19 protein-coding genes and 1 riboswitch are annotated in these 21,387 nt (G+C 72.2%); of the genes, 13 read left to right on the top strand and 6 right to left on the bottom strand.

Translation table 11 applies throughout. The annotated features are described in order from the left end of the window. The first annotated feature begins 486 nt into the window (after positions 1-486). Positions 487-1,683: a DUF2690 domain-containing protein gene (locus ACFYZE_RS14495; protein ID WP_388992662.1), complete on the top strand. Its 1,197-nt coding sequence runs from the start codon at positions 487-489 to the stop codon at positions 1,681-1,683. Positions 1,684-2,114: 431 nt separating this feature from the next. Then, positions 2,115-3,104: a malate dehydrogenase gene (locus ACFYZE_RS14490; RefSeq protein WP_388992659.1), complete on the top strand. Its 990-nt coding sequence runs from the start codon at positions 2,115-2,117 to the stop codon at positions 3,102-3,104. A gap of 88 nt (positions 3,105-3,192) precedes the next feature. On the opposite strand, the gene ACFYZE_RS14485 is transcribed toward ACFYZE_RS14490, so the two are convergent. Next, entirely contained in the window at positions 3,193-3,969 is a 777-nt protein-coding gene (locus ACFYZE_RS14485) for a hypothetical protein (protein ID WP_388992656.1), read from the bottom strand. A 183-nt stretch (positions 3,970-4,152) separates the two neighbouring features. Between ACFYZE_RS14485 and ACFYZE_RS14480 the strand changes: the two genes are divergently transcribed. The 5 genes from ACFYZE_RS14480 (at position 4,153) to ACFYZE_RS14460 (ending at position 11,483) form a co-directional block, all read left to right on the top strand. Then, positions 4,153-5,673: an aldehyde dehydrogenase family protein gene (locus ACFYZE_RS14480; RefSeq protein WP_388992653.1), complete on the top strand. Its 1,521-nt coding sequence runs from the start codon at positions 4,153-4,155 to the stop codon at positions 5,671-5,673. Between the two features lie 96 nt (positions 5,674-5,769). Continuing rightward, positions 5,770-7,299 carry a GMC family oxidoreductase gene (locus ACFYZE_RS14475; protein WP_388992650.1) on the top strand — a complete coding sequence of 510 codons (1,530 nt, stop codon included), beginning with the start codon at positions 5,770-5,772 and terminating at the stop codon, positions 7,297-7,299. Beyond that, positions 7,299-8,576 carry a glycine betaine/L-proline ABC transporter ATP-binding protein gene (locus ACFYZE_RS14470; RefSeq protein ID WP_388992647.1) on the top strand — a complete coding sequence of 426 codons (1,278 nt, stop codon included), beginning with the start codon at positions 7,299-7,301 and terminating at the stop codon, positions 8,574-8,576. Before ACFYZE_RS14475 ends, ACFYZE_RS14470 begins: the two co-directional genes overlap by 1 nt. Beyond that, positions 8,576-10,519, top strand: a complete 1,944-nt coding sequence (locus ACFYZE_RS14465) for an ABC transporter permease (RefSeq protein WP_388992644.1) — start codon at positions 8,576-8,578, stop codon at positions 10,517-10,519. The genes ACFYZE_RS14470 and ACFYZE_RS14465 overlap by 1 nt, the downstream gene beginning before the upstream one ends. Position 10,520: 1 nt before the next feature. Then, on the top strand, positions 10,521-11,483 hold the full coding sequence (locus ACFYZE_RS14460; RefSeq protein WP_388992642.1) for an ABC transporter substrate-binding protein: 963 nt from the start codon (positions 10,521-10,523) through the stop codon (positions 11,481-11,483). Positions 11,484-11,498: 15 nt separating this feature from the next. On the opposite strand, the gene ACFYZE_RS14455 is transcribed toward ACFYZE_RS14460, so the two are convergent. Genes ACFYZE_RS14455 through ACFYZE_RS14445 form a run of 3 tightly spaced genes read right to left on the bottom strand, consistent with a single transcriptional unit; the run spans position 11,499 to position 13,164 of the window. Then, positions 11,499-12,215, bottom strand: a complete 717-nt coding sequence (locus ACFYZE_RS14455) for an isocitrate lyase/phosphoenolpyruvate mutase family protein (protein WP_388992640.1) — start codon at positions 12,213-12,215, stop codon at positions 11,499-11,501. Next, positions 12,212-12,658: a carboxymuconolactone decarboxylase family protein gene (locus ACFYZE_RS14450; RefSeq protein ID WP_388992637.1), complete on the bottom strand. Its 447-nt coding sequence runs from the start codon at positions 12,656-12,658 to the stop codon at positions 12,212-12,214. The genes ACFYZE_RS14455 and ACFYZE_RS14450 overlap by 4 nt, the downstream gene beginning before the upstream one ends. After that, positions 12,655-13,164: a carboxymuconolactone decarboxylase family protein gene (locus ACFYZE_RS14445; RefSeq protein ID WP_388992634.1), complete on the bottom strand. Its 510-nt coding sequence runs from the start codon at positions 13,162-13,164 to the stop codon at positions 12,655-12,657. Before ACFYZE_RS14445 ends, ACFYZE_RS14450 begins: the two co-directional genes overlap by 4 nt. Before the next feature lie 47 nt (positions 13,165-13,211). Between ACFYZE_RS14445 and ACFYZE_RS14440 the strand changes: the two genes are divergently transcribed. Then, positions 13,212-14,606: a PLP-dependent aminotransferase family protein gene (locus tag ACFYZE_RS14440; RefSeq protein ID WP_388992631.1), complete on the top strand. Its 1,395-nt coding sequence runs from the start codon at positions 13,212-13,214 to the stop codon at positions 14,604-14,606. A gap of 15 nt (positions 14,607-14,621) precedes the next feature. On the opposite strand, the gene ACFYZE_RS14435 is transcribed toward ACFYZE_RS14440, so the two are convergent. Continuing rightward, positions 14,622-15,443, bottom strand: coding sequence for a hypothetical protein (locus ACFYZE_RS14435; RefSeq protein WP_388993442.1), 822 nt, complete (start codon positions 15,441-15,443; stop codon positions 14,622-14,624). 141 nt (positions 15,444-15,584) lie between these two features. Here ACFYZE_RS14435 and ACFYZE_RS14430 point away from each other — a divergent pair, with 141 nt between their 5' ends. The 3 genes from ACFYZE_RS14430 (at position 15,585) to ACFYZE_RS14420 (ending at position 18,836) form a co-directional block, all read left to right on the top strand. Further along, the gene (locus ACFYZE_RS14430; protein WP_388992628.1) at positions 15,585-15,926 is read left to right on the top strand and encodes a hypothetical protein; all 342 of its coding nucleotides are present in this window, start codon (positions 15,585-15,587) and stop codon (positions 15,924-15,926) included. 6 nt (positions 15,927-15,932) lie between these two features. After that, the gene (locus ACFYZE_RS14425) at positions 15,933-17,117 is read left to right on the top strand and encodes a glutathionylspermidine synthase family protein (RefSeq protein ID WP_388992625.1); all 1,185 of its coding nucleotides are present in this window, start codon (positions 15,933-15,935) and stop codon (positions 17,115-17,117) included. A 137-nt stretch (positions 17,118-17,254) separates the two neighbouring features. Continuing rightward, a riboswitch (ZMP/ZTP riboswitch) is annotated at positions 17,255-17,344 on the top strand. 40 nt (positions 17,345-17,384) lie between these two features. After that, complete coding sequence (locus ACFYZE_RS14420) at positions 17,385-18,836, top strand: glycine hydroxymethyltransferase (RefSeq protein WP_388992622.1); 1,452 nt, start codon at positions 17,385-17,387, stop codon at positions 18,834-18,836. A 10-nt stretch (positions 18,837-18,846) separates the two neighbouring features. On the opposite strand, the gene ACFYZE_RS14415 is transcribed toward ACFYZE_RS14420, so the two are convergent. Then, the gene (locus ACFYZE_RS14415; RefSeq protein ID WP_388992619.1) at positions 18,847-19,542 is read right to left on the bottom strand and encodes a hypothetical protein; all 696 of its coding nucleotides are present in this window, start codon (positions 19,540-19,542) and stop codon (positions 18,847-18,849) included. A gap of 90 nt (positions 19,543-19,632) precedes the next feature. On the opposite strand from ACFYZE_RS14415, the gene trpS reads away from it, so the two are divergent. Together trpS and ACFYZE_RS14405 are read left to right on the top strand one after the other, a co-directional pair. Then, positions 19,633-20,646, top strand: a complete 1,014-nt coding sequence (gene trpS, locus ACFYZE_RS14410) for a tryptophan--tRNA ligase (protein WP_388992616.1) — start codon at positions 19,633-19,635, stop codon at positions 20,644-20,646. A gap of 152 nt (positions 20,647-20,798) precedes the next feature. After that, positions 20,799-21,380, top strand: coding sequence for a 2'-5' RNA ligase family protein (locus ACFYZE_RS14405; RefSeq protein WP_388992613.1), 582 nt, complete (start codon positions 20,799-20,801; stop codon positions 21,378-21,380). The last annotated feature ends 7 nt before the right edge of the window (positions 21,381-21,387 follow it).

The raw sequence follows: 21,387 nt of genomic DNA, 5'->3' as shown, positions 1-21,387 counted from the left end.
ATCGTGACCTTCGGATCGTGACCTTCGGATCGTGACCTTCGGATCGTGACCTTCGGATCGTGACCTTCGGATCGTGACCTTCGGATCGTGACCTTCGCGTGAGGTGACCGGGCTCCCCCTGGGGCCCCTGTGTCCGCTGAGGTCGCCGCTGTGTCCCCGTTGTGTCGATGTGTTGACAAGTTCGCGCATGGACCGCGAATCGTTCGCACATGGCGGCTAACGTGTCCAATCGGGACGGTCCGGGGCGTCTCGCGCAGTGAGCCGGACGTTCTGTTCGGCCGTACGAACAGACGGTGGGCACTGGTCCGGAGACCCACGGGGGCGTGCGACGGCGCTCGCTCCCGTCCGACTGCCTCCGTGCGCCCCCCGTTCCGGGGATGGAAGGCCCGGCCGGGCGCCTCCGGCGCGGGTAGCCACAACGGGGACCGGGAGCGGGCACCACGCACGGGGAACAACAGGATGTACCGGGGGAAGAGGGGGGAAGCAATGCCTCGCTGGAAGGCTTTGCCCGATGAACTCGATCCGCAGGTCAAGGAGTTCGCGGCACAGTTGCGGCGGCTCGTGGACCGCAGCGGTCTCAGCGTCTCCGCCGTGGCCGACCGCACCGGCTACAGCAAGACGTCCTGGGAGAGGTACCTGAACGGCCGGCTCCTCGCACCCAAGGGCGCGATCGTCGCGCTGGCAGAGGTGACCGGCACCCATCCCGTCCATCTGACCACCATGTGGGAGCTGGCCGAACGGGCCTGGAGCCGGGCGGAGATGCGCCACGACAGAACCATGGAGGCGATCCGGATCTCCCAGGCGCGTGCCGCGCTCGGCGAGTTCGGGGCGGCCACCGAGAGCCAGGGCCGTGACGGCAGGGCGGCCCGCAGCGCCACGGTGGCGCCGGGCATCGCGGGCCCTGCGGGCGTGTCCCCGACGGTGCCGCCGCAGCCGACGCCCGAGCAGACCCCGGACGCGGCGGGCGACTCCGGTGCGGCGCGCGGCGGTACGGCGGGTGCCGGCTCGAAGGGTGGCAACTCCTGGGGACTCGCCGGGTTCAAGGGGCCGTCGGTGGCCGACCGCGGCCCGGCCGCGGCGCCCAAGTCCGGCGCACCCGCCCCCGGCTCCGTCCCCGCACCGGACGTGTCCCGGCCGCACGGACCGGCGCCCTCCGACGCCCGGCCGGACGGCGGCGGGTCCGGCAACGCGCGCGGCAGGCGTCGGCTGACCATGTTCGTGGCGGGTCTGGTCGGAGCGCTGCTGCTGATCGCGGCCGCCTTCCACCTCACCGGTGGCAACGACGAGAAGGCCGCCGCTCCCAAGCCGTCCGCAGCCTCGCCGAGCGCGGACGCCGACCTTCCGCCCGGCGTCAAGTGCGCCGGCGCGGGCTGTACCGGCAAGGACCCGGAGACCATGGGCTGCGGCGGCACCCAGGCCACGACCAGCACCAGCGTCACCGTCGGTACCACTCTCGTCGAGGTCCGCTACAGCAGGACCTGCGGCGCCGCCTGGGCCCGTATCACCGGGGCGGCGCAGGGCGACACCGTCGAGGTGTCCGCGGCCGGGGCGGCGAAGCAGACCGGCTCGGTCACCACGGCAGGGGACACCGACGCGTACACCCCGATGGTGGCCGTGAAGGGCGGGGCCGCGGCGAAGGCCTGCGTGACGCTGGCATCGGGGCGGAAGGGGTGCACGCAGTAGCACGGCGGCGGCAGCGAGGGGCGCGCGGACGGGTGCCGTGCGTCTCTCGCGGAAAAGAATCACGCCACGACACGCATGAGCGTCCCGTCGCGGGGCAGGCGGACCGTACACCCCCACGGGAGTCCGGCAGCGCCGGAGGGCCGACATTCCCCTTCCGGCAGGACATCCCCCACGGCGGCCGCCGCTCAGTCCCCCCTCATCGAGCAGGCGGCCGCCGCCTCATGGGGGTTGTGGGCCGGGCCACACGGACCCGGCCGTGCGGGATGCCGGATGCGCGATAGCCTGACGACTGGATCTCTCTTGACGCCAAGAGATCGATCATTCATACCCGTGATCGATCATCGCGGCGGGCGCCGGCCGCGAGCCGGTGACGGGGATCCCTCACCCCGGGGCGACGACGCCCCACCGCCAGCTGTCATACGGAGAACGCCATGACCCGCACTCCCGTGAACGTCACCGTCACCGGCGCGGCCGGCCAGATCGGCTACGCACTGCTCTTCCGCATCGCCTCCGGCCAGCTGCTCGGCGCGGACGTGCCGGTCAGGCTGCGCCTCCTGGAGATCACCCCGGCCCTCAAGGCCGCCGAGGGCACGGCCATGGAGCTCGACGACTGCGCGTTCCCGCTCCTGCAGGGCATCGACATCACGGACGACCCGAACGTGGCCTTCGACGGCACCAACGTCGCCCTTCTCGTGGGCGCCCGCCCGCGGACCAAGGGCATGGAGCGCGGCGACCTCCTCGAGGCCAACGGCGGCATCTTCAAGCCGCAGGGCAAGGCCATCAACGACCACGCCGCGGACGATGTGAAGATCCTGGTCGTCGGCAACCCGGCCAACACCAACGCGCTGATCGCCCAGGCCGCCGCGCCGGACGTACCGGCGGACCGCTTCACCGCGATGACCCGCCTGGACCACAACCGCGCGCTGACCCAGCTCGCGAAGAAGACGGGCAGCACGGTCGCCGACATCAAGCGCCTGACCATCTGGGGCAACCACTCCGCGACCCAGTACCCGGACATCTTCCACGCCACCGTCGCCGGCAAGAACGCCGCCGAGGTCGTGAACGACGAGAAGTGGCTGGCCGAGGACTTCATCCCGACCGTCGCCAAGCGCGGCGCCGCCATCATCGAGGCCCGCGGCGCCTCGTCGGCCGCCTCCGCCGCCAACGCCGCCATCGACCACGTGTACACCTGGGTCAACGGCACCGCCGAGGGCGACTGGACCTCCATGGCCATCCCGTCGGACGGCTCCTACGGCGTCCCCGAGGGCCTGATCTCCTCCTTCCCGGTCACCACCAAGGACGGCAAGTACGAGATCGTCCAGGGCCTGGACATCAACGAGTTCTCCCGCGCCCGCATCGACGCCTCCGTCAAGGAGCTCGAGGAGGAGCGCGAGGCGGTCCGCGGCCTCGGCCTCATCTGACACCTCGGCGCCCCTGCGCCACGGGCCCCGTTCCGGTTGCATCCGGAGCGGGGCCCGTTCTTCGTGCGACGGGCACCTGTCCTCTCCGTCAGCTCTGCGACGGCTGCGGAACCCGTGAGATGTCCACCGTCTGGCCGGCGGGCGGGGTCGTCCTCGGCACAGGCACGTTGTAGCCCGTGAAGGTCAGGCTCAGATCCGTGTCCGGGCCCTTCTGGGCCGCCCGGTAGAGGCGGTGGTCCTTGCCCGTGGTGACGTACAGCGTCGAGGTGAAGCCGTTCACCTGGAAGGACAGGGGGACCACCCGGGTGCCGTTCAGGGTCGTCGCGAGGCCCTCCTTCAGGGAGGAGGGTGCGGAGACCTTCGCGACGTCCTGGATTTGACGGAGGTCACAGGTGCTCGCGATGCCGGCCAGCAGGTTGCTGGACGTGGAGCCGTGGATGTAGCGGTTGGTGAACGTCGTGGCCAGGCCGGCACCCCGTTTGCCGGGGTACTCCGCCTTCCAGAACGCCGCGTCCGGCTTCAGCCACACGTCGGTGCCCCTTTTGACGATCTGGACGGTGCCGCCGTGTCCGCCGAGCGTCATGGTGCCGGCGCAGTTGCCGGCCCGGTCGAGGGCGAGGTCCATTGCCGTCGGCAGACGCTTGCTCGACCTCGCCGTCGCGCTGCGGTCCTCGTAGACGAGCCGGACGGATCTGGCGTTTTGCAGCCCCCGCTCCGCCTGCGCGGCCAGCTCCTGCGGGCTCTGGTTGCCTCCGACCTGGGCGGGGACGGCGGCGCTCGCCGGCGGAGAGAACGACATCGGGGGCAACAGCAGCGCCATCGACACGGCGCCCGTAGCGATCGCGAAGCCATGGGTTCGGGACATCACGTCACCTCCAGTGGCTCAGCGTACTTTTCACCCTTTTCGACCGCATTTTTAGTGACGCTCCGCACTTTCGGCCGCAGGGCCCGCATGCATCGACGAGCCGGGGGCAGGCGCGCCTCCGGCCCCGGAGTGACACCGGTGTGACACAGGGGTACCGCACAGGAACGGAAGGCAGTACCGATCATGGCCGGACAGCAGGCACGGCAGGCAGAGCAGACGATCCACGTGGCAGGGGAGTGGCGCACGGCCCTCTCCGGTGCCACGCGCGAGGTCCTCGACCCGGCGGATGCCACGCCGTTCGCGGTGGTCGCGGAGGGTGACGAGCGGGACGCCGACGCCGCGGTGGAGGCCGCGCGCCGGGCCTTCGACGAGGGGCCCTGGCCGCGCACGCCCGTCGCGGAGCGTGCCGCGCTGCTGCACCGCGTCGCCGATCTTCTCATACGCGATCGCGAAGAGCTGGGCCTGCTGGAGAGCCGGGACGCCGGCAAGACCGTCGAGGAGGGCCGGGTCGACATCGACTGCGTCGCCGACGCCTTCCGCTACTTCGCGAACCTCGTCGCCGCCGAGGGCGTCGGCCGGGTCGTCGACGCCGGCTCGCCCGACATCCACAGCGTCGTCGTGCACGAACCCGTCGGGGTGTGCACGTTGATCACCCCCTGGAACTACCCGCTCCTCCAGGCCGGCTGGAAGATCGCCCCGGCTCTCGCGGCCGGCAACACCTTCGTGGCCAAGCCGAGCGAGATCACCCCGATGACGACGATCGCGCTGATCGACCTGCTGGTCGAGGCCGGGCTGCCCGACGGGGTCGCGAACATCGTCACCGGCCCCGGGCACTCCGTCGGCGCCCGGCTCGCCGAGCACCCCGGCGTCGACCTCGTCTCCTTCACCGGCGGCCTGGTCAGCGGCACGAAGGTCGCGCAGGCCGCCGCCGCGGGCGTCAAGAAGATCGCCCTGGAGCTCGGCGGCAAGAACCCCAACGTCGTCTTCGCCGACGCCTGCGCCACCGAGAAGGGCTTCGACACCGCCGTCGACCAGGCCCTCAACGCCGCCTTCATCCACAGCGGCCAGGTCTGCTCGGCGGGAGCCCGCCTCATCATCGAGGAGTCCGTCCGCGACCGCTTCGTCGCCGAACTCACCCGCCGCGCCGAGAAGATCAAACTCGGCCGCGGCACCGAGAAGGGCGTCGAGTGCGGCCCGCTCGTCTCCGAACAGCAGCGCACGAAGACGGAGGCGTACGTCGCCTCCGCGCTCGCCGAGGGCGCGGTGCTGCGCTGCGGCGGCAAGCGCCCCGAGCCCGGCGACACCCGGCCCGCCACCGGCTGGTTCTACGAGCCGACCGTCCTCGACCACTGCCACCGGGAGATGAAGGTCGTCCGGGAGGAGGTCTTCGGTCCCGTCCTCACCGTCGAGACCTTCCGCACCGAGGACGAGGCGGTGGCCCTCGCCAACGACACCGAGTACGGCCTCGCCGGCGCCGTGTGGACCGCCGACGCCGGCCGTGCCCGCCGCGTCGCCGGCCGGCTGCGCCACGGCACCGTCTGGATCAACGACTTCCACCCCTACCTCCCGCAGGCGGAGTGGGGCGGCTTCGGCAAGAGCGGCATCGGCCGCGAACTCGGCCCCGCCGGCCTCGCCGAGTACCGCGAGACCAAGCACGTCTACCAGAACCTCGCCCCCGAGCCGGTGCGGTGGTTCGCGGGCTGAGTCCCGCGACCGATCACCCCCGACCTCCACCTCCGTCCCCACCTTCCCCCCGACCTGGCACTCCCCACCTCCCCGTATCCCTGGAGCACGACGCCCATGCCCGAGACCACCCGCGAGTACGACCACGTCGTCATCGGTGGCGGAACCGCAGGCTCCGTCATCGCCTCCCGACTCACCGAGAACCCGGACGTCACCGTCGCCGTCATCGAGGGCGGCCCGAGCGACGTCGGCCGCGACGACGTCCTCACCCTGCGCCGCTGGATGGGCCTGCTGGGCGGCGAACTCGACTACGACTACCCGACCACCGAGCAGCCGCGCGGCAACTCCCACATCCGGCACAGCCGCGCCCGCGTCCTCGGCGGCTGCTCCTCGCACAACACCCTGATCGCCTTCAAGCCGCTGCCGTCCGACTGGGACGAGTGGGAGGCGGCCGGCGCCGAGGGCTGGGGCGCCGTACCGATGGAGGCGTACTACGCCCGTCTGAAGAACAACATCGTCCCCGTCGACGAGAACGACCGGAACGCCATCGCCCGCGACTTCGTGGACGCGGCCCAGGCGGCGCTCGGCGTGCCGCGCGTCGAGGGCTTCAACAAGAAGCCGTTCACCGAGGGCGTCGGCTTCTTCGACCTCGCCTACCACCCGGAGAACAACAAGCGCTCCAGCGCGTCGGTGGCGTATCTGCACCCGGTGATGGACGAACGCGCCAACCTCACGCTGCTGCTGGAGACGTGGGCGTACAAGCTGGAGCTGGACGGCACGCGCGCCCGCGGCGTGCACGTGCGCACCAAGGAGGGCGAGGAGATCCTCGTACGGGCCCGGCACGAGGTCGTGCTGTGCGCCGGCGCCGTCGACTCCCCGCGGCTGCTGCTGCACTCCGGGATCGGCCCCAAGGCGGACCTGGAGCAGCTCGGCATACCCGTGGTGCACCATCTGCCGGGCGTCGGTGAGAACCTGCTCGACCACCCGGAGTCGGTCATCGTCTGGGAGACGCACGGCCCCATCCCGGAGAACTCCGCGATGGACTCCGACGCCGGGCTCTTCGTGCGCCGCGATCCCGAACACGCGGGCCCGGACCTGATGTTCCACTTCTACCAGATCCCGTTCACGGACAACCCGGAGCGCCTCGGCTACGAGCGGCCGGAGTTCGGTGTCTCGATGACCCCGAACATCCCCAAACCGAAGAGCCGCGGCCGGCTGTACCTCACCAGCCCGGATCCGACCGTCAAGCCCGCCCTCGACTTCCGTTACTTCACCGACGAGGACGACTACGACGGCCGCACCCTCATCGACGGCATCCGCATCGCCCGCGAGATCGCGAAGACCGAGCCGCTGGCGGGCTGGCTGAAGCGGGAGGTGTGCCCCGGCCCGGACATCACCGGTGACGAGGAGCTGAGCGAGTACGCCCGCAAGGTCGCCCACACCGTGTACCACCCGGCGGGCACCTGCCGCATGGGCGCCGAGACCGACGACCTCGCCGTCGTCGACCCCGAACTGCGCATCCGCGGCCTGGACGGCATCCGCGTCGCCGACGCCTCCGTCTTCCCGACCATGACCGCGGTCAACCCGATGATCGGGGTGCTGATGGTCGGGGAGAAGGCCGCCGACCTGATCGGAGGTGGTGCGTGATGAGCACTCCCGTCTCGAGCACACCTGTCTTCTCCGTGGACGGCCTGTGGAAGGTCTTCGGACCCAAGGCGGACCGCGTCCCCACCGACCCGGAACTCGGCGCACTCAGCCCCGCCGAGCTGCGCGAACGCACCGGCTGCACGGCCGCCGTGCGCGATGTGAGCTTCGACGTCCGCAAGGGCGAGGTCTTCGTCGTCATGGGTCTGTCCGGCTCCGGCAAGTCCACGCTGGTGCGCTGTCTGACCCGCCTCATCGAACCGACCGCGGGCACCATCGTCATCGACGGCGAGGACGTCCGCGCCATGGACAGGTCCCGGCTGCGCGAACTGCGCCGCCACCGGGCCGCGATGGTCTTCCAGCACTTCGGCCTGCTGCCGCACCGCACGGTCCTCGACAACGTGGCCTACGGCCTGGAGATCCAGGGCCTGGGCAGGTCCGAACGCCGTGAGAAGGCCGCCGAGGTCGTCGCGAAGGTCGGCCTCGAGGGCATGGAGCACCGCCGCCCCGGCCAGCTCTCGGGCGGTCAGCGGCAGCGCGTCGGGCTCGCCCGGGCGCTCGCCGTCGACCCCGAAGTGCTCCTGTTCGACGAGCCGTTCAGCGCGCTCGACCCGCTGATCCGGCGCGACATGCAGGAGGAGGTCATCCGGCTGCACCGCGAGGAGGGCCGCACGATGGTCTTCATCACGCACGACCTCAACGAGGCCCTCAAACTGGGCGACCGCATCGCCCTGATGCGCGACGGCCGCGTGGTCCAGCTGGGCACGCCCGAGGAGATCGTGGGCTCCCCGGCCGACGACTACGTCCGCGAGTTCGTCCGGGACGTCCCGCGCGAACAGGTCATGACGGTCCGCAGCGCCATGCGCACCGCGTCCCTGGAGGAGGCGGGCAGCGGCCCGGCGGTACCGCCGGACGCCACGGTCTCCGAGGCGATCGAGGCGGTGGCCCGGGCGGGCGCACCGGCCCGGGTGGTGGACGACGGCCGTTGTCTGGGCCTGGTGGACTCCGAGGCGCTGCTCGGGGTCGTCGCCGGGGTGGCGACGGGCGACGGGCCACCGGCCGGAGCCGCGACGGGCCCGGAGACGCCGTCCCGCACGGCCCGGGCCAAGAAGGCCGCGGCCGGGATGGCCGCCGTGGCCGCGGGCAAACGGGCGGCTGTGGCGGCACAGGTGGGCGAGACGGGCACCTCCGCGCGAGCCAAGTCGGGTGTGACGGAGGCCCCCGGCAAGCAGGAGCCGGCGCACCGTCCGCCGCTCAGCACCAGCAAGGAGGACGCTTGATGGCCACGGTCACCGCAAGCGCCCCACGCGCCCTGCTGCCCGGCTTCGTCAAAACCCGCGCCGCCCGCAAGCTCCTGGTCCTCGCGGTCATCGCCGCGGTCCTCGCACCGCTGGTCGACTCCCGCTGGCCGGGGGCCGTCTGGCCGGGCGCCCTCACCGTCGACCTTTCCAAGCCACTCACCACGGCCAGCAACTGGATCATCGACAACCGGGACAGCCACCCCCTGTTCCTGTACTTCTTCGGCTACATCAGCAACGCCGTCGTCCTCTCCGTGCGCGCCGTCTACCTCCTCCTGCTCGCCGCGGGCTGGCCGGGGGTGACGGTCGCGGCCGCCCTGGTCGCCTGGCGTGTGGCCGGTGTGCGCCTCGCGCTCGGCACCGCCGCGGCGATCCTCGCCTGCGGTCTGCTCGGTATGTGGGTGGCGACCATGCAGACGCTCGCCCTCATGGTGGTCGCGGTCCTCGCCTCGGTCCTCGTCGGCGCGCTGCTCGGCCTGGGCGCCGGTCTGTCCGACCGCGCGGACCGCGCCCTGCGCCCGGTCCTGGACACCATGCAGGTGCTGCCGGCGTTCGCCTACCTCCTCCCCGTGGTCCTGGTCTTCGGCATCGGTGTGCCCGCCGCCGTCCTCGCCACCGTCGTCTACGCCGCCCCGCCGATGGCCCGTCTGACCGCCCTCGGCCTGCGCGCCGCCGACAAGGAGGTGCTGGAGGCCGTCGACTCCCTCGGCGCCACCGCACGGCAGCGCCTCCTGACCGCCCGTATCCCGCTCGCCCGCAAGGAACTCCTGCTCGGCCTCAACCAGACGATCATGATGGCGCTGTCCATGGCGGTCATCGCCTCGGTGATCGGCGCCGGCGGTCTCGGCGACCGCGTCTACCAGGCGCTGGCGTCGGTCGACGTGGGTGCCGCGCTGGCCGCGGGCATCCCCATCGTGCTGCTGGCCGTCGTCCTGGACCGGGTGACCTCGGCGGCGGGCAACCGGATCGGGCAGGAGCAGCGCAGCGCCCGCCCCTGGGCCTACGCGGCCCTCGCCGCCGTCGCCGTGGCCCTGGCCGCGCGCCTGACGGGCCGCCTCGACTGGCCCACGGGCTGGACGGTGAACATCGCCGAGACCGTCAACCGCGCCGTCGACTGGATGACCGCCCACCTGTACTCCGGCGTGCCGGTCGTCGGCGGCACCGCCGACTGGGCGGGCCACTTCACCACCTGGGTCCTGGACCCGGTCCGCTCCGGTCTGCAGTGGCTGCCCTGGTGGTCGGTCCTGCTGATCGTCGCCGCCCTGGCCTGGCTGATCGGCACCTGGCGCACCGCGCTGACCGCCGTCCTCGCGATGGCCGCGATCGGCGTGCTCGGTGTGTGGAAGCCGTCGCTCGACACGCTGTCGCAGGTGCTCGCCGCCGTCGCCGTCACCCTCGTCGTCGGCTTCGCGACCGGCATCGCGGCGGCCCGCAGCGACCGCTTCGAGCGGCTGCTGCGCCCCGTCCTCGACGTCTTCCAGACGATGCCGCAGTTCGTGTACCTGATCCCGGTCGTCGCGCTGTTCGGCGTCGGCCGTGCCCCCGCCGTCGCCGCCGCCATCGTGTACGCCCTTCCGGCGGTCGTCCGGATCACCGCGCAGGGCCTGCGCCAGGTGGACCCGGCGGCGCTGGAGTCCGCCCGCTCGCTCGGCGCGACCAGCGGGCAGCAGCTGCGCCAGGTGCAGCTTCCGCTGGCCCGCCCGGCTCTGCTGCTCGCAGTCAACCAGGGCGTGGTCCTGGTGCTCGCCGTCGTGATCATCGGCGGCCTGGTGGGCGGCGGCGCGCTCGGTTACGACGTCGTCTTCGGCCTCGCCCAGGGCGACCTGGCGACCGGCCTGGTGGCCGGGATCGCGATCGTCTGCCTCGGCCTGATGCTCGACCGGGTGACCCAGCCGACCCAGCGACGCACGACGAAGGGAGCGTGAGATGACACTGAACCGCAGGACGGCCCTGATCGCCGCGACGGCGGCCGCATGCTCGCTGCTCGCCGGTTGCGGCGCCGCCGACATGACCAAGCAGGCCTCGCCGTTCGCGAACGCCGGGGGCTCGAAGTCCGTGACCCTGTCCGTGCAGTCCTGGGTGGGCGCCCAGGCCAACGTGGCCGTGGCGCAGTACATCCTGGAGCACAGGCTCGGCTACCGCGTCGACACCGTCCAGGTCGACGAGGTGCCCGCCTGGGACGCGCTCAGCCAGGGCCGGGTCGACGCGATCCTGGAGGACTGGGGCCACCCGGACCAGGAGAAGCGGTACGTCGAGGACAAGAAGACGATCACCCGCGGCGGCGGCCTGGGGGTGACCGGGCACATCGGCTGGTTCGTGCCGACGTACCTGGCGAAGCAGCACCCGGACATCACCGACTGGAGGAACCTGAACAAGTACGCCTCGCTGTTCCGCACGGCGGAGAGCGGCGGCAAGGGCCAGCTCATGGACGGCTCGCCGTCGTACGTCACCAACGACAAGGCGCTGGTGCAGAACCTGAAGCTGGACTACCAGGTGGTCTTCGCGGGTTCGGAGGCGGCGCAGATCACGCAGATGAGGCAGTTCGCGAAGGAGAAGAAGCCCTTCCTGACGTACTGGTACGCGCCGCAGTGGCTGTTCAAGAAGGTCCCCATGACGGAGGTGCGGCTGCCGCCGTACAAGGAGGGCTGCGACGCGGACCCGGCGAAGGTCGCCTGCGCCTACCCGCACACACCGCTGCAGAAGTACCTCAACGCCGACTTCGCGAAGAAGGGCGGCGCGGCTGCGCGGTTCCTGAAGAAGTTCAGGTGGACGACGGAGGACCAGAACGAGGTCGCCCTGATGATCGCCGATCAGAAGCTGACTCCGGACGAGGCGGCGAAGAAGTGGGTGGACAGCCACGGGTCCACCTGGAAGGCCTGGCTGTCCTGATCCCGCCGGTCCCGCCTACAGCCCTGCGGCGATCGCGCCCAGCGCCGCTGTCGTCCGCCGCTGCAGCCAGGGCCCGAACGTGACCCGGGTGGCGCCCAGTTCGCCCAGCTCGGCGGGCGAGGGGCTCTCGCCGTCGAGCTGGGCGTAGGCATTGAGCGGTCCCTGGATCCCGGCCCGCAGCAGGGGCAGTACGTTCGCCGGGGCGCCGATCGGATAGACGCAGTCGGCGCCCGCGGCGACGTACAACGCGGCCCGTTCGATGGCCCGCTCGGGGTCCCCGTCCCCGCACGAGAACGTGTCGACGCGGGCGTTGAGGAACAGCCGGTCGCCTGCCGCGGCCCGCACCTCGGCGAGCCGGTCGGCGTGCCGGCGCGGGTCCTCGAGGACACCCCCGCTGGAGTCCTCGAGGTTGCACCCCACGGCGCCCGCCTCCAGAAGGCGCTCCACCAGCTCCTTCGGGGCGAGTCCGTACCCGTCCTCCACGTCGGCCGACACCGGCACATCGACCGCCCGGGTGATCCGTGCGACCGCCGAGAACATCTCGTCGGCGGGGGTGGACCCGTCCGCGTACCCCAGGGAGGCGGCGATCCCGGCGCTGGGCGTGGCGAGCGCCGGGAACCCGGCGTCCACGAGGACCCGCGCGCTCGCCGCGTCCCAGGGCCCGGGCAGGACAAGGGGATCGCCGGGGAGGCGTCCATGGTGCAGGGCGCGGAACGTGTCGACTTTGCTCACCACTCCATGCTCCCCGCCGGAATGCGCCGGGACACCATCAGCCGGTTCCAGCTGTTGATGACGGTGATGAGCGCGAGCAGGTGGGCGAGCCGGGCCTCGTCGAAGTGCAGGGCGGCCCGCTGCCACACCTCGTCCGGCACGAAGCCCTCCGTCAGGACCGTGACCGCCTCCGTCAGCGCCAGCGCGGCCCGCTCCCGCTCGTCGAAGACCTCCCCGGCCTCCTCCCAGGCGTTCAGCAGATCCAGCCACGACTCGTCGACCCCGTGCTTCCGGGCGATCGCCAGATGCATGTCCAGGCAGAACGCGCAGTGGTTGAGCTGCGAGGCGCGGATCTGGACCAGCTCGGCGAGGGCGGGGTCGCCGAGGCCCTTCTTCGCGACTGCGCTCAGGGCCTGCATCGAGGCGCGGACCCCGCCGTCCAGATACGTCGTGCGAGCCGTCACTTGTACTGCCCCGGCCGGTAGTGCCCCGGCACCGCACGCGTCGACACGGCGAACCGGTTCCACGCGTTGATCACGGCGATCGCCGCGATGAGCTGCGCCAGCTCGGCCTCGTCGAAGTGCTTGGCGGCCTTGCCGTAGACCTCGTCGGGGACGAAGCCGTCGGTCAGGACCGTGACCGCCTCGGTCAGTTCGAGTGCCGCGAGCTCCCGCTCCGTGTAGAAGTGCCGCGACTCCTCCCACGCGCCGAGCTGGACGATCCGCTCCACGCTCTCGCCCGCGGCGAGCGCGTCCTTGGTGTGCATGTCGAGGCAGTACGCGCAGTGGTTGATCTGGGAAGCGCGGATCTTGACCAGCTCGCGGAGCTTCGGCTCCAGTCCCTGCCCGGCGGCCGCGTCCAGCCGGACCATCGTCTTGAAGACCTCGGGTGCGTGCTTGGCCCAGACCATGCGGGGGGTGTGCTCGGGGGCGTACTCCACCGTCGTCGTGGTGTTCTCGTTCGTCGTCATGCCCTCGACCCTACGAGCCAGGCGGACCAGGAGTATGGTCCAGTTCCATGGCGAAATCCTGGGCCACTTTCGGCGTCGACCTGCATCTGGAACCGACCGGATCGGGCCTGCGCCGGGGCCTGACCGACGCCCTGCGCGACGCGGTCCGCACCGGCCGCCTGGCGCCCGGCACCCGGCTGCCGTCCTCCCGCTCGCTCGCCGCAGACCTGGGCATCGCCCGCAACACGGTCGCCGACGCCTACGCCGATCTCGTCGCCGAGGGCTGGCTCACCGCGCGTCAGGGCTCGGGCACCCGGGTGGCCGAGCGAGCGATGGGTGGGCCGTCCGAACCGCCCGCCCCACACCACGCGCCGGAGCACGGCCGTCTCCCCCTCGACCTGACGCCGGGCACCCCGGACCTGTCCTCGTTCCCGCGCACCGCATGGCTCAAGGCCGCCCGTCGCGCCCTCGCCGCCGCCCCGAACGACGCCCTCGGCTACGGCGACCCCCGCGGCCGGGTGGAACTGCGCACCGCGCTCGCCGGTTACCTCTCCCGGGTCCGGGGCGTGCGGGCCGACCCGGAACGGATCGTCGTCTGCTCCGGCTTCGCGCAGGGCCTGAAGCTCCTCGGCGAGGTGCTGCGGGACCGGGGGGCGGGCTCAGTGGCCGTGGAGTCGTACGGCCTGTTCGTGCACTGGAACATCCTTCAGCGGGCCGGGCTGCGCACGGTACCGCTGCCGTTCGACGGCCTCGGCACGCGGACGGAGGACCTGAGCGGCGTACCGGCGGTGCTGTTGAACCCCGCGCACCAGTTCCCCCTGGGCGGCGCCCTGCGCCCGGAGCGCCGGGCCGCGGTGGTCGACTGGGCCCGCCGCACCGGTGGCCTCGTCCTGGAGGACGACTACGACGGCGAGTTCCGCTACGACCGCCAGCCCGTGGGCGCGCTGCAGGACCTCGACCCGGAGCACGTGGTGTACCTGGGCACCGTCAGCAAGTCCCTCGCCCCCGGGCTGCGCCTGGGCTGGATGGTCCTGCCCGCGTCCCTGCTCCCGGAGGTGCTGGCCGTCCAGCGGACGGGCGGTTGGGCCACGGGCGTCCTGGAGCAGCTGACCCTCGCGGAGTTCCTCACCTCGGGCGCCTACGACCGTCACGTCCGCGCCGCCCGCCTGCGCTACCGCCGCCGCCGCGACGCCCTGGTCGCCGCGCTCGCCTCCCGCGCCCCGGAGGTACACGTCCGGGGCATAGCGGCCGGCCTGCACGCGGTGCTGCAACTGCCCCCGGGCACGGAGGCGTCCGTGGTCAGGGCGGCCGCCTGGCAGGGCCTGTCCCTGCAGGGCCTGTCGCTCTACCGCCACCCGTCCGCCACCACCGGCCCACTGGACGCCCTGGTCGTGGGCTACGGAACACCACCGGACCACGCCTGGGCGGGGACGCTGGAGGCGTTGTGCCGGGTACTGCCGTGACCGCCCAGGTCCCCCTCACGCCTCCCGAACCGGCGCCTCCCCGAACCGGGCCAGCGCCAGCGCACCCGCCACCGCCACCGCGAACCCCAGGACCGCCAGCCAGCTCAGCCCCTCCCGTGTGCGGTCGCCCAGCCACACCACGCCGACCGCCGCCGGCCCCACCGTCTCGCCGACCACCATGCCCGCCGTCGCCACGGTCACCGACCCGCGCTCCAGCGCCGTCGTCAGCAGCACGAACGCCGCGCCGCCGCCCACCACCAGCGCATACGTCGCCGGATTGGTGAGCAGCCCCCACGGCGCCAGCGAGTCGATCAGCCGCACCGCCACCTCGACCACTCCGAACCCGAACCCCGCGCCCAGGCCCAGCACCAGCGAACGCCCCCGCCCCGGCAACCGCCCCCCGGCCAGCCCGAGCACCAGCACGCACACCGCCGCCGCCAGCATCGCGTACCGGAGCCCCGCCGACCCGCCCCGGTCGCCCTCGGCCCCGGACGCCAGCCCCAGCATGGCCAGCCCCGCACAGACCACCGCGACCGCGCCCCACTCGCTCCCGGTCAGCCGCACCCGCAGCAGCCGCGCGGCGACCACCGCCGTCACCGCCAGGCTGGACGCGAGCGCCGCGCCCACCGCGTAGATCGGGATCGACCGCAGCGCCGCGATCTGGAACAGGAACCCGAGCCCGTCCAGCGCGAGCCCCGCGAGATACCGCCACTGCCGCACCGCCCGCAGCAGCAGCGCCGCGTCTCCGCCACCGCCCGTGCCCGCAGCCCGCGCCGCGACCGCCTGCAACACCGTCGCCGTACCGAAACAGACCGCCGCGCCCAGCGCGCACACCATTCCCACAAGCACAGACCGACTGTAGGAGACATCCCGGGGACGGGGGCAGGCGGGAAGGCGACGGCGGCGGTCTCTAGTCTGAAAGCCGCACAGTCTCACCGACAGCTCAACGAATTCTCACTCGACGGGGGATCAACGAACATGGCGGACACACGCCGGCAACTGCGCTCGGGCACCGTCGTCCTCGGCGGCGTGGGGCTCCTCGCCGCCGCCCTCACCGCCTGCTCCTCGGACCCGGACAAGCGCTGCGTCGACCGTGACAGCTACACCCTCGGCAAGGGCTACAAGGTCGTCTCCGACAAGAACTGCACGTCCACCAAGACGTCCGTGAACGGCGGCTGGTACTACGGCGGCAAGAAGGAGGGCGGCTTCGTCAACGGCGGTTCCTTCACCAAGTCCCGCAAGGGATCCGGCGGCTCCGGAAGCCACGGCGGCATCGACCGCGGCGGCTTCGGCAGCGGTCACGGCAAGTCCGGCGGCTGAGCCGCCGTGGAACGCCGTACGACCGAACCTCGCCCCGGCTGGCAGCGGACCGTCGAGGCACAGGGCCTGATCTACCCCCTCACCCGCTATCCGGACGACTCGCTGCGCCCCTACTGGGACGAGAGCGCCTACTACGTCTTCACGCTCGGCGAGGTGGAGGCCCTCGAGGAGGTCGTCGAGGAGCTGCACGGCATGTGCCTGGCCGCCGCCGGCCACATCGTCGCCACGGACCGCTTCGCCGACCTCGGCATCACCGACCCGGGCGTCGCCGCCGCGGTCGCCGAGGCCTGGCACCGCCGTGCCGAACTCCCCTCCGTGTACGGCCGGTTCGACCTGCGCTACGACGGCACGGGCCCGGCCAAGCTCCTGGAGTACAACGCCGACACGCCCACCTCGCTCGTGGAGGCGGCGAGCGCCCAGTGGTTCTGGATGGAGGACCGCTTCCCCGGCGCCGACCAGTGGAACTCCCTGCACGAACGCCTCGTCGCCGCCTGGAAGAGGCAGGCCACGCTGCTCCCGCCCGGCGGCCCGCTGTACTTCGCGCACTCCGCCGACGACGAACTCGGCGAGGACCTGATGACGGTCGCCTACCTGAAGGAGACAGCCGACCAGGCCGGTCTCGACACCGACTGGATCTCCATGGAGGAGATCGGCTGGGACCCGCTCTCCGAGCGCTTCGTCGACAACCGGCTCCGCTTCATCCGCAGCTGCTTCAAGCTGTACCCCTGGGAATGGCTCACCACCGACCGCTTCGGCGGCCACGTCCTCGACACCCTCGACAACGGCGGCGGCACCGGCAGCACCCTGTGGATCGAGCCCGCCTGGAAGATGCTGCTCAGCAACAAGGCCCTGCTCGCGATCCTCTGGGAGCTGTACCCCGGCCACCCGAACCTGCTCCCGGCCCACCTGGACGGCCCCCGGGAGCTGGCCCGCACCACGGGCTACGTCGCCAAGCCGCTCCTCGGCCGCGAGGGCGAGGGCGTCACGGTGCACGCGCCGGGCGCCGCGCCCGTCGTGCGGGAGGAGCCCTGCTGCTACCAGGAGCTGGCGCCCCTGCCCTCCTTCGACGGCAACCACGTCGTGCTCGGCGCCTGGGTCGTCGAGGACGAGCCGGCGGGCCTCGGCATCCGCGAGTCGTCGGGCCTGGTCACGGACGAGTACGCGCGTTTCCTGCCGCACGTGATCCTCTAGAGGAGGACGCCCGGACGCCGAGCACCGCCCGCAGCCGGCCCGGCCTCTTCCGGCGGCGGCGGGCGTGTGCCCCTTGCCCGCCGTCGCTCGCATGATGGACACGGGAACGGACCGCGCCGCGACGCCCGGTAGGCTGATCGACGGGCCGTGACTGGCGCGCTGGGATGGGACCGACCATCGGGGAGCGGCCCGGATGCGAGCGAGTGCCGTGCGCCTGGGCCAACCGTGAACCGTGAACGCTTCAAGCCACGCCGCCCGGAGGCCGACATGACAGAGCAGCAGCCCCTCTCCACCGAGTCCACCGCCTTCCGCGCCGCCCTCGATGTGATCCGCGCGGTCGAGCCCCGGGTCGCCGACGCCATCGGCCAGGAGGTCGCCGACCAGCGCGAGATGCTCAAGCTGATCGCCTCCGAGAACTACGCCTCCCCGGCCACCCTGCTGGCGATGGGCAACTGGTTCAGCGACAAGTACGCCGAGGGCACCGTCGGCCGCCGCTTCTACGCCGGTTGCCGCAACGTGGACACCGTCGAGTCGCTGGCCGCCGAGCACGCGCGCGAGCTGTTCGGCGCCCGCCACGCCTACGTCCAGCCGCACTCCGGCATCGACGCCAACCTCGTCGCCTTCTGGGCCGTCCTCGCCCAGCGCGTCGAGACCCCGGCCCTGGAGAAGGCGGGCGTCCGCCAGGTCAACGAGCTCTCCGAGGAGGACTGGGCCGAGCTGCGCCGCGCCTTCGGCAACCAGCGCATGCTCGGCATGTCCCTGGACGCGGGCGGCCACCTCACCCACGGCTTCCGCCCGAACATCTCCGGCAAGATGTTCGACCAGCGCTCCTACGGCACCGACCCGGCCACGGGCCTCATCGACTACGACGCCCTGCGCGCCCAGGCCCGCGAGTTCAAGCCGCTGATCATCGTCGCCGGCTACTCCGCCTACCCGCGCCTGGTCAACTTCCGGATCATGCGTGAGATCGCCGACGAGGTCGGCGCCACGCTCATGGTCGACATGGCCCACTTCGCGGGCCTGGTCGCGGGCAAGGTCCTCACCGGCGACTTCGACCCGGTCCCGCACGCCCAGATCGTGACCACCACGACCCACAAGTCGCTGCGCGGCCCGCGCGGCGGCATGGTCCTGTGCGACGACTCCCTCAAGGACCAGGTCGACCGCGGCTGCCCGATGGTCCTCGGCGGCCCGCTCCCGCACGTGATGGCCGCGAAGGCGGTGGCGCTCGCCGAGGCCCGGCAGCCCGCCTTCCAGGACTACGCCCAGCGGATCGTCGACAACTCCCGCGCGCTGGCCGAGGGCCTGATGCGCCGCGGTGCCACGCTGGTGACCGGCGGCACCGACAACCACCTGAACCTGATCGACGTGGCCACCTCCTACGGCCTCACCGGCCGCCAGGCCGAGGCCGCCCTGCTGGAGTCGGGCATCGTCACCAACCGCAACGCCATCCCGGCCGACCCGAACGGCGCCTGGTACACCTCCGGCATCCGCATCGGCACGCCCGCGCTCACCACCCGCGGCCTGGGCACGGCGGAGATGGACGAGGTGGCGGGCCTGATCGACCGGGTCCTCACCACCACCGAGCCGGGCACCACCAAGTCCGGCGCCCCGTCCAAGGCGGCCCACGTCCTGGACGAGAAGGTCGCCCAGGAGATCGCCCAGCGAGCGACGGACCTGGTGGCGGGCTTCCCGCTGTACCCGGAGATCGACCTGGGCTGACCGCTGCCGGTCACCCGAACTCCCCGAGATCGATGAGCTCCTGCCGCGGCGGCTCGGCCACCCGCCGATCCGCCGCGCGCCGTCGTACGGCCAACGTGCCACCGGCACCCAGCGCCAGCCCGGCCCCGAGCCCCCCGGCCGCCCAGCGGAGGCCGTCCCGAAGGCCACTTGCGGGCGCGGCGGGCGCGGTCCCGAAGAGCCCGTCCCGCTCCAACCGCTCGAAGACGTCCTTGGGCACCCGCCGCCACCGGATGTCGTCGTCGGCCACGTCCGGCGCCGGGTCCGACCGCACCCAGGGCGTCCCGTCCGCCGCCAGGAACACCTGGTCCTGCCGCTCGATGGCCACGTCGCCCCCGGGCGCCCGCCGCGTGTAGGGCCACCCCCCGATCCCGGTCAGCGCCCACACCACCGTGGCCCGCGCCCGCGGATACCGCCCCCGCTGCCACGCCTCGGGCACCCGCTCCGTCCGCGCCTCCGTCGGAGCCAGCAACTGCCACAGCAGCGCGAACCGCCGGTCACCCGAGCGCAAGGTCGTCGTGCGGCCCGAATCGCCCGCCACGACCAGCGCGAGATCGGGTATGTCCCGGCTCATGGCCCGCGCCGGCGCCGCCGGCCCGCCCAGCGCCACCACCGCGGCCACCACCGTCGTCACCAGTGCCCCCACCAGCCCGCCGAGCCCGCGCACGCGATCCCCCTTGGTTGTCATGTTCTTTGTTACACCGTCGCAGAAAGATCGGATCACAGCTGTTCCCGGCCAGTTCCAGCCCGGCCCCCCGGACCTGAGAGAATGGTGAACATGGCCTCTGACAGTCCTCGCGTGCTCTCCGGTATCCAGCCCACCGCGGGCTCGTTCCACCTCGGCAACTACCTCGGCGCCGTCCGCCAGTGGGTGGCCCTGCAGGAGACCCACGACGCGTTCTACATGGTCGTCGACCTGCACGCGATCACCGTCCCGCAGAACCCGGAGGACCTGCGGGCCAACACCCGACTGGCCGCCGCCCAGCTGCTCGCGGCCGGGCTCGACCCGGAGCGGTGCACGCTCTTCGTCCAGAGCCACGTCCCCGAGCACGCCCAGCTCGCCTGGATCATGAACTGCCTCACCGGCTTCGGCGAGGCCGGCCGCATGACCCAGTTCAAGGACAAGTCCGCCAAGCAGGGCGCCGACCGCGCGAGCGTCGGCCTGTTCACCTACCCGATCCTCCAGGTCGCCGACATCCTGCTGTACCAGGCGAACGAGGTCCCGGTCGGCGAGGACCAGCGCCAGCACGTCGAGCTGACCCGCGACCTCGCCACGCGCTTCAACGGCCGCTTCGGCGAGACCTTCACGATCCCGAAGCCGTACATCCTCAAGGAGACGGCGAAGATCTACGACCTGCAGGACCCGTCCATCAAGATGAGCAAGTCGGCGTCCACGCCGAAGGGCCTGATCAACCTGCTGGACGAGCCGAGGACCACCGCGAAGAAGGTCAAGAGCGCGGTCACGGACACGGACACCGTGATCCGCTACGACGCGGAGCAGAAGCCGGGTGTCAGCAACCTGCTGACGATCTACTCGACCCTCACCGGGACCCCGATCGCGGACCTCGAGCAGCAGTACGAGGGCAAGGGCTACGGCGCGCTGAAGACGGACCTCGCCGAGGTCATGGTCGAGTTCGTGACGCCGTTCAGGGAGCGCACCCAGCAGTACCTGGACGACCCCGAGTCCCTCGACTCGATCCTGGCCAAGGGCGCGGAGAAGGCCCGAGCCGTCGCCGCGGAGACGCTGGCGCAGGCCTACGACAAGGTGGGCTTCCTGCCCGCCAAGCACTGACGGCCGGGACCGGCACCTACCGGCGCACGGACGCGCCACGGCCAAGAGCGCTGTACATCACTGCGGTTGCGCCTGCCCACGGGGCGGTCGTGGCCGTACAGTCGATAGCCGGACGGCTGTGCACGAATCCGACACGACGACAGGGAGACGACGTGGGGACCGTAACGATCGGTGTGTCGATCGCGGTCCCGGAGCCTCACGGCAGCGAGCTCCAGGAGCTGCGCGCGGGCTTCGGCGACGCCGCGGCGCGTTGCATTCCCACGCATGTCACCCTGCTGCCGCCGACGGAGGTGGAGTCCGCGGATCTGCCCGCGATCGACGCGCACCTCGTCGCCGTCGCGGCCGCCGGGCGCCCCTTCCCGATGCGGCTGGCCGGCACGGGCACGTTCCGGCCCCTGTCGCCGGTGGTGTACGTGAAGGTCGTCGAGGGCGCCGAGGCGTGCTCCCGGCTGCAGCGGCAGGTCCGGGACCCCTCCGGGCCGGTGGCGCGCGAGCTGCAGTTCCCTTACCACCCGCATGTCACGGTGGCGCACGGCATCGACGACGCGGCGATGGACCGGGCGTACGAGGAGCTCGCGGACTACGCGGCCGAGTGGCCCTGCACGGGCTTCGCGCTGTACGAGCAGGGCGCGGACGGCGTCTGGCGCAAGCTGCGGGAGTTCCCCTTCGGCAGCGCGGTCGTACCGCCGCAGGCGGCCGCCCGGGCCGAGAACGCCACCCTGCCGACCCTCTGAGGACGCC

The sequence above is a fragment of the Streptomyces sp. NPDC001796 genome, assembly GCF_042892355.1.
Taxonomy (GTDB): Bacteria; Actinomycetota; Actinomycetes; order Streptomycetales; family Streptomycetaceae; genus Streptomyces.
Note: the sequence above shows the minus strand (reverse complement) of the source record. Positions and strands in the feature narration are given on the sequence as shown.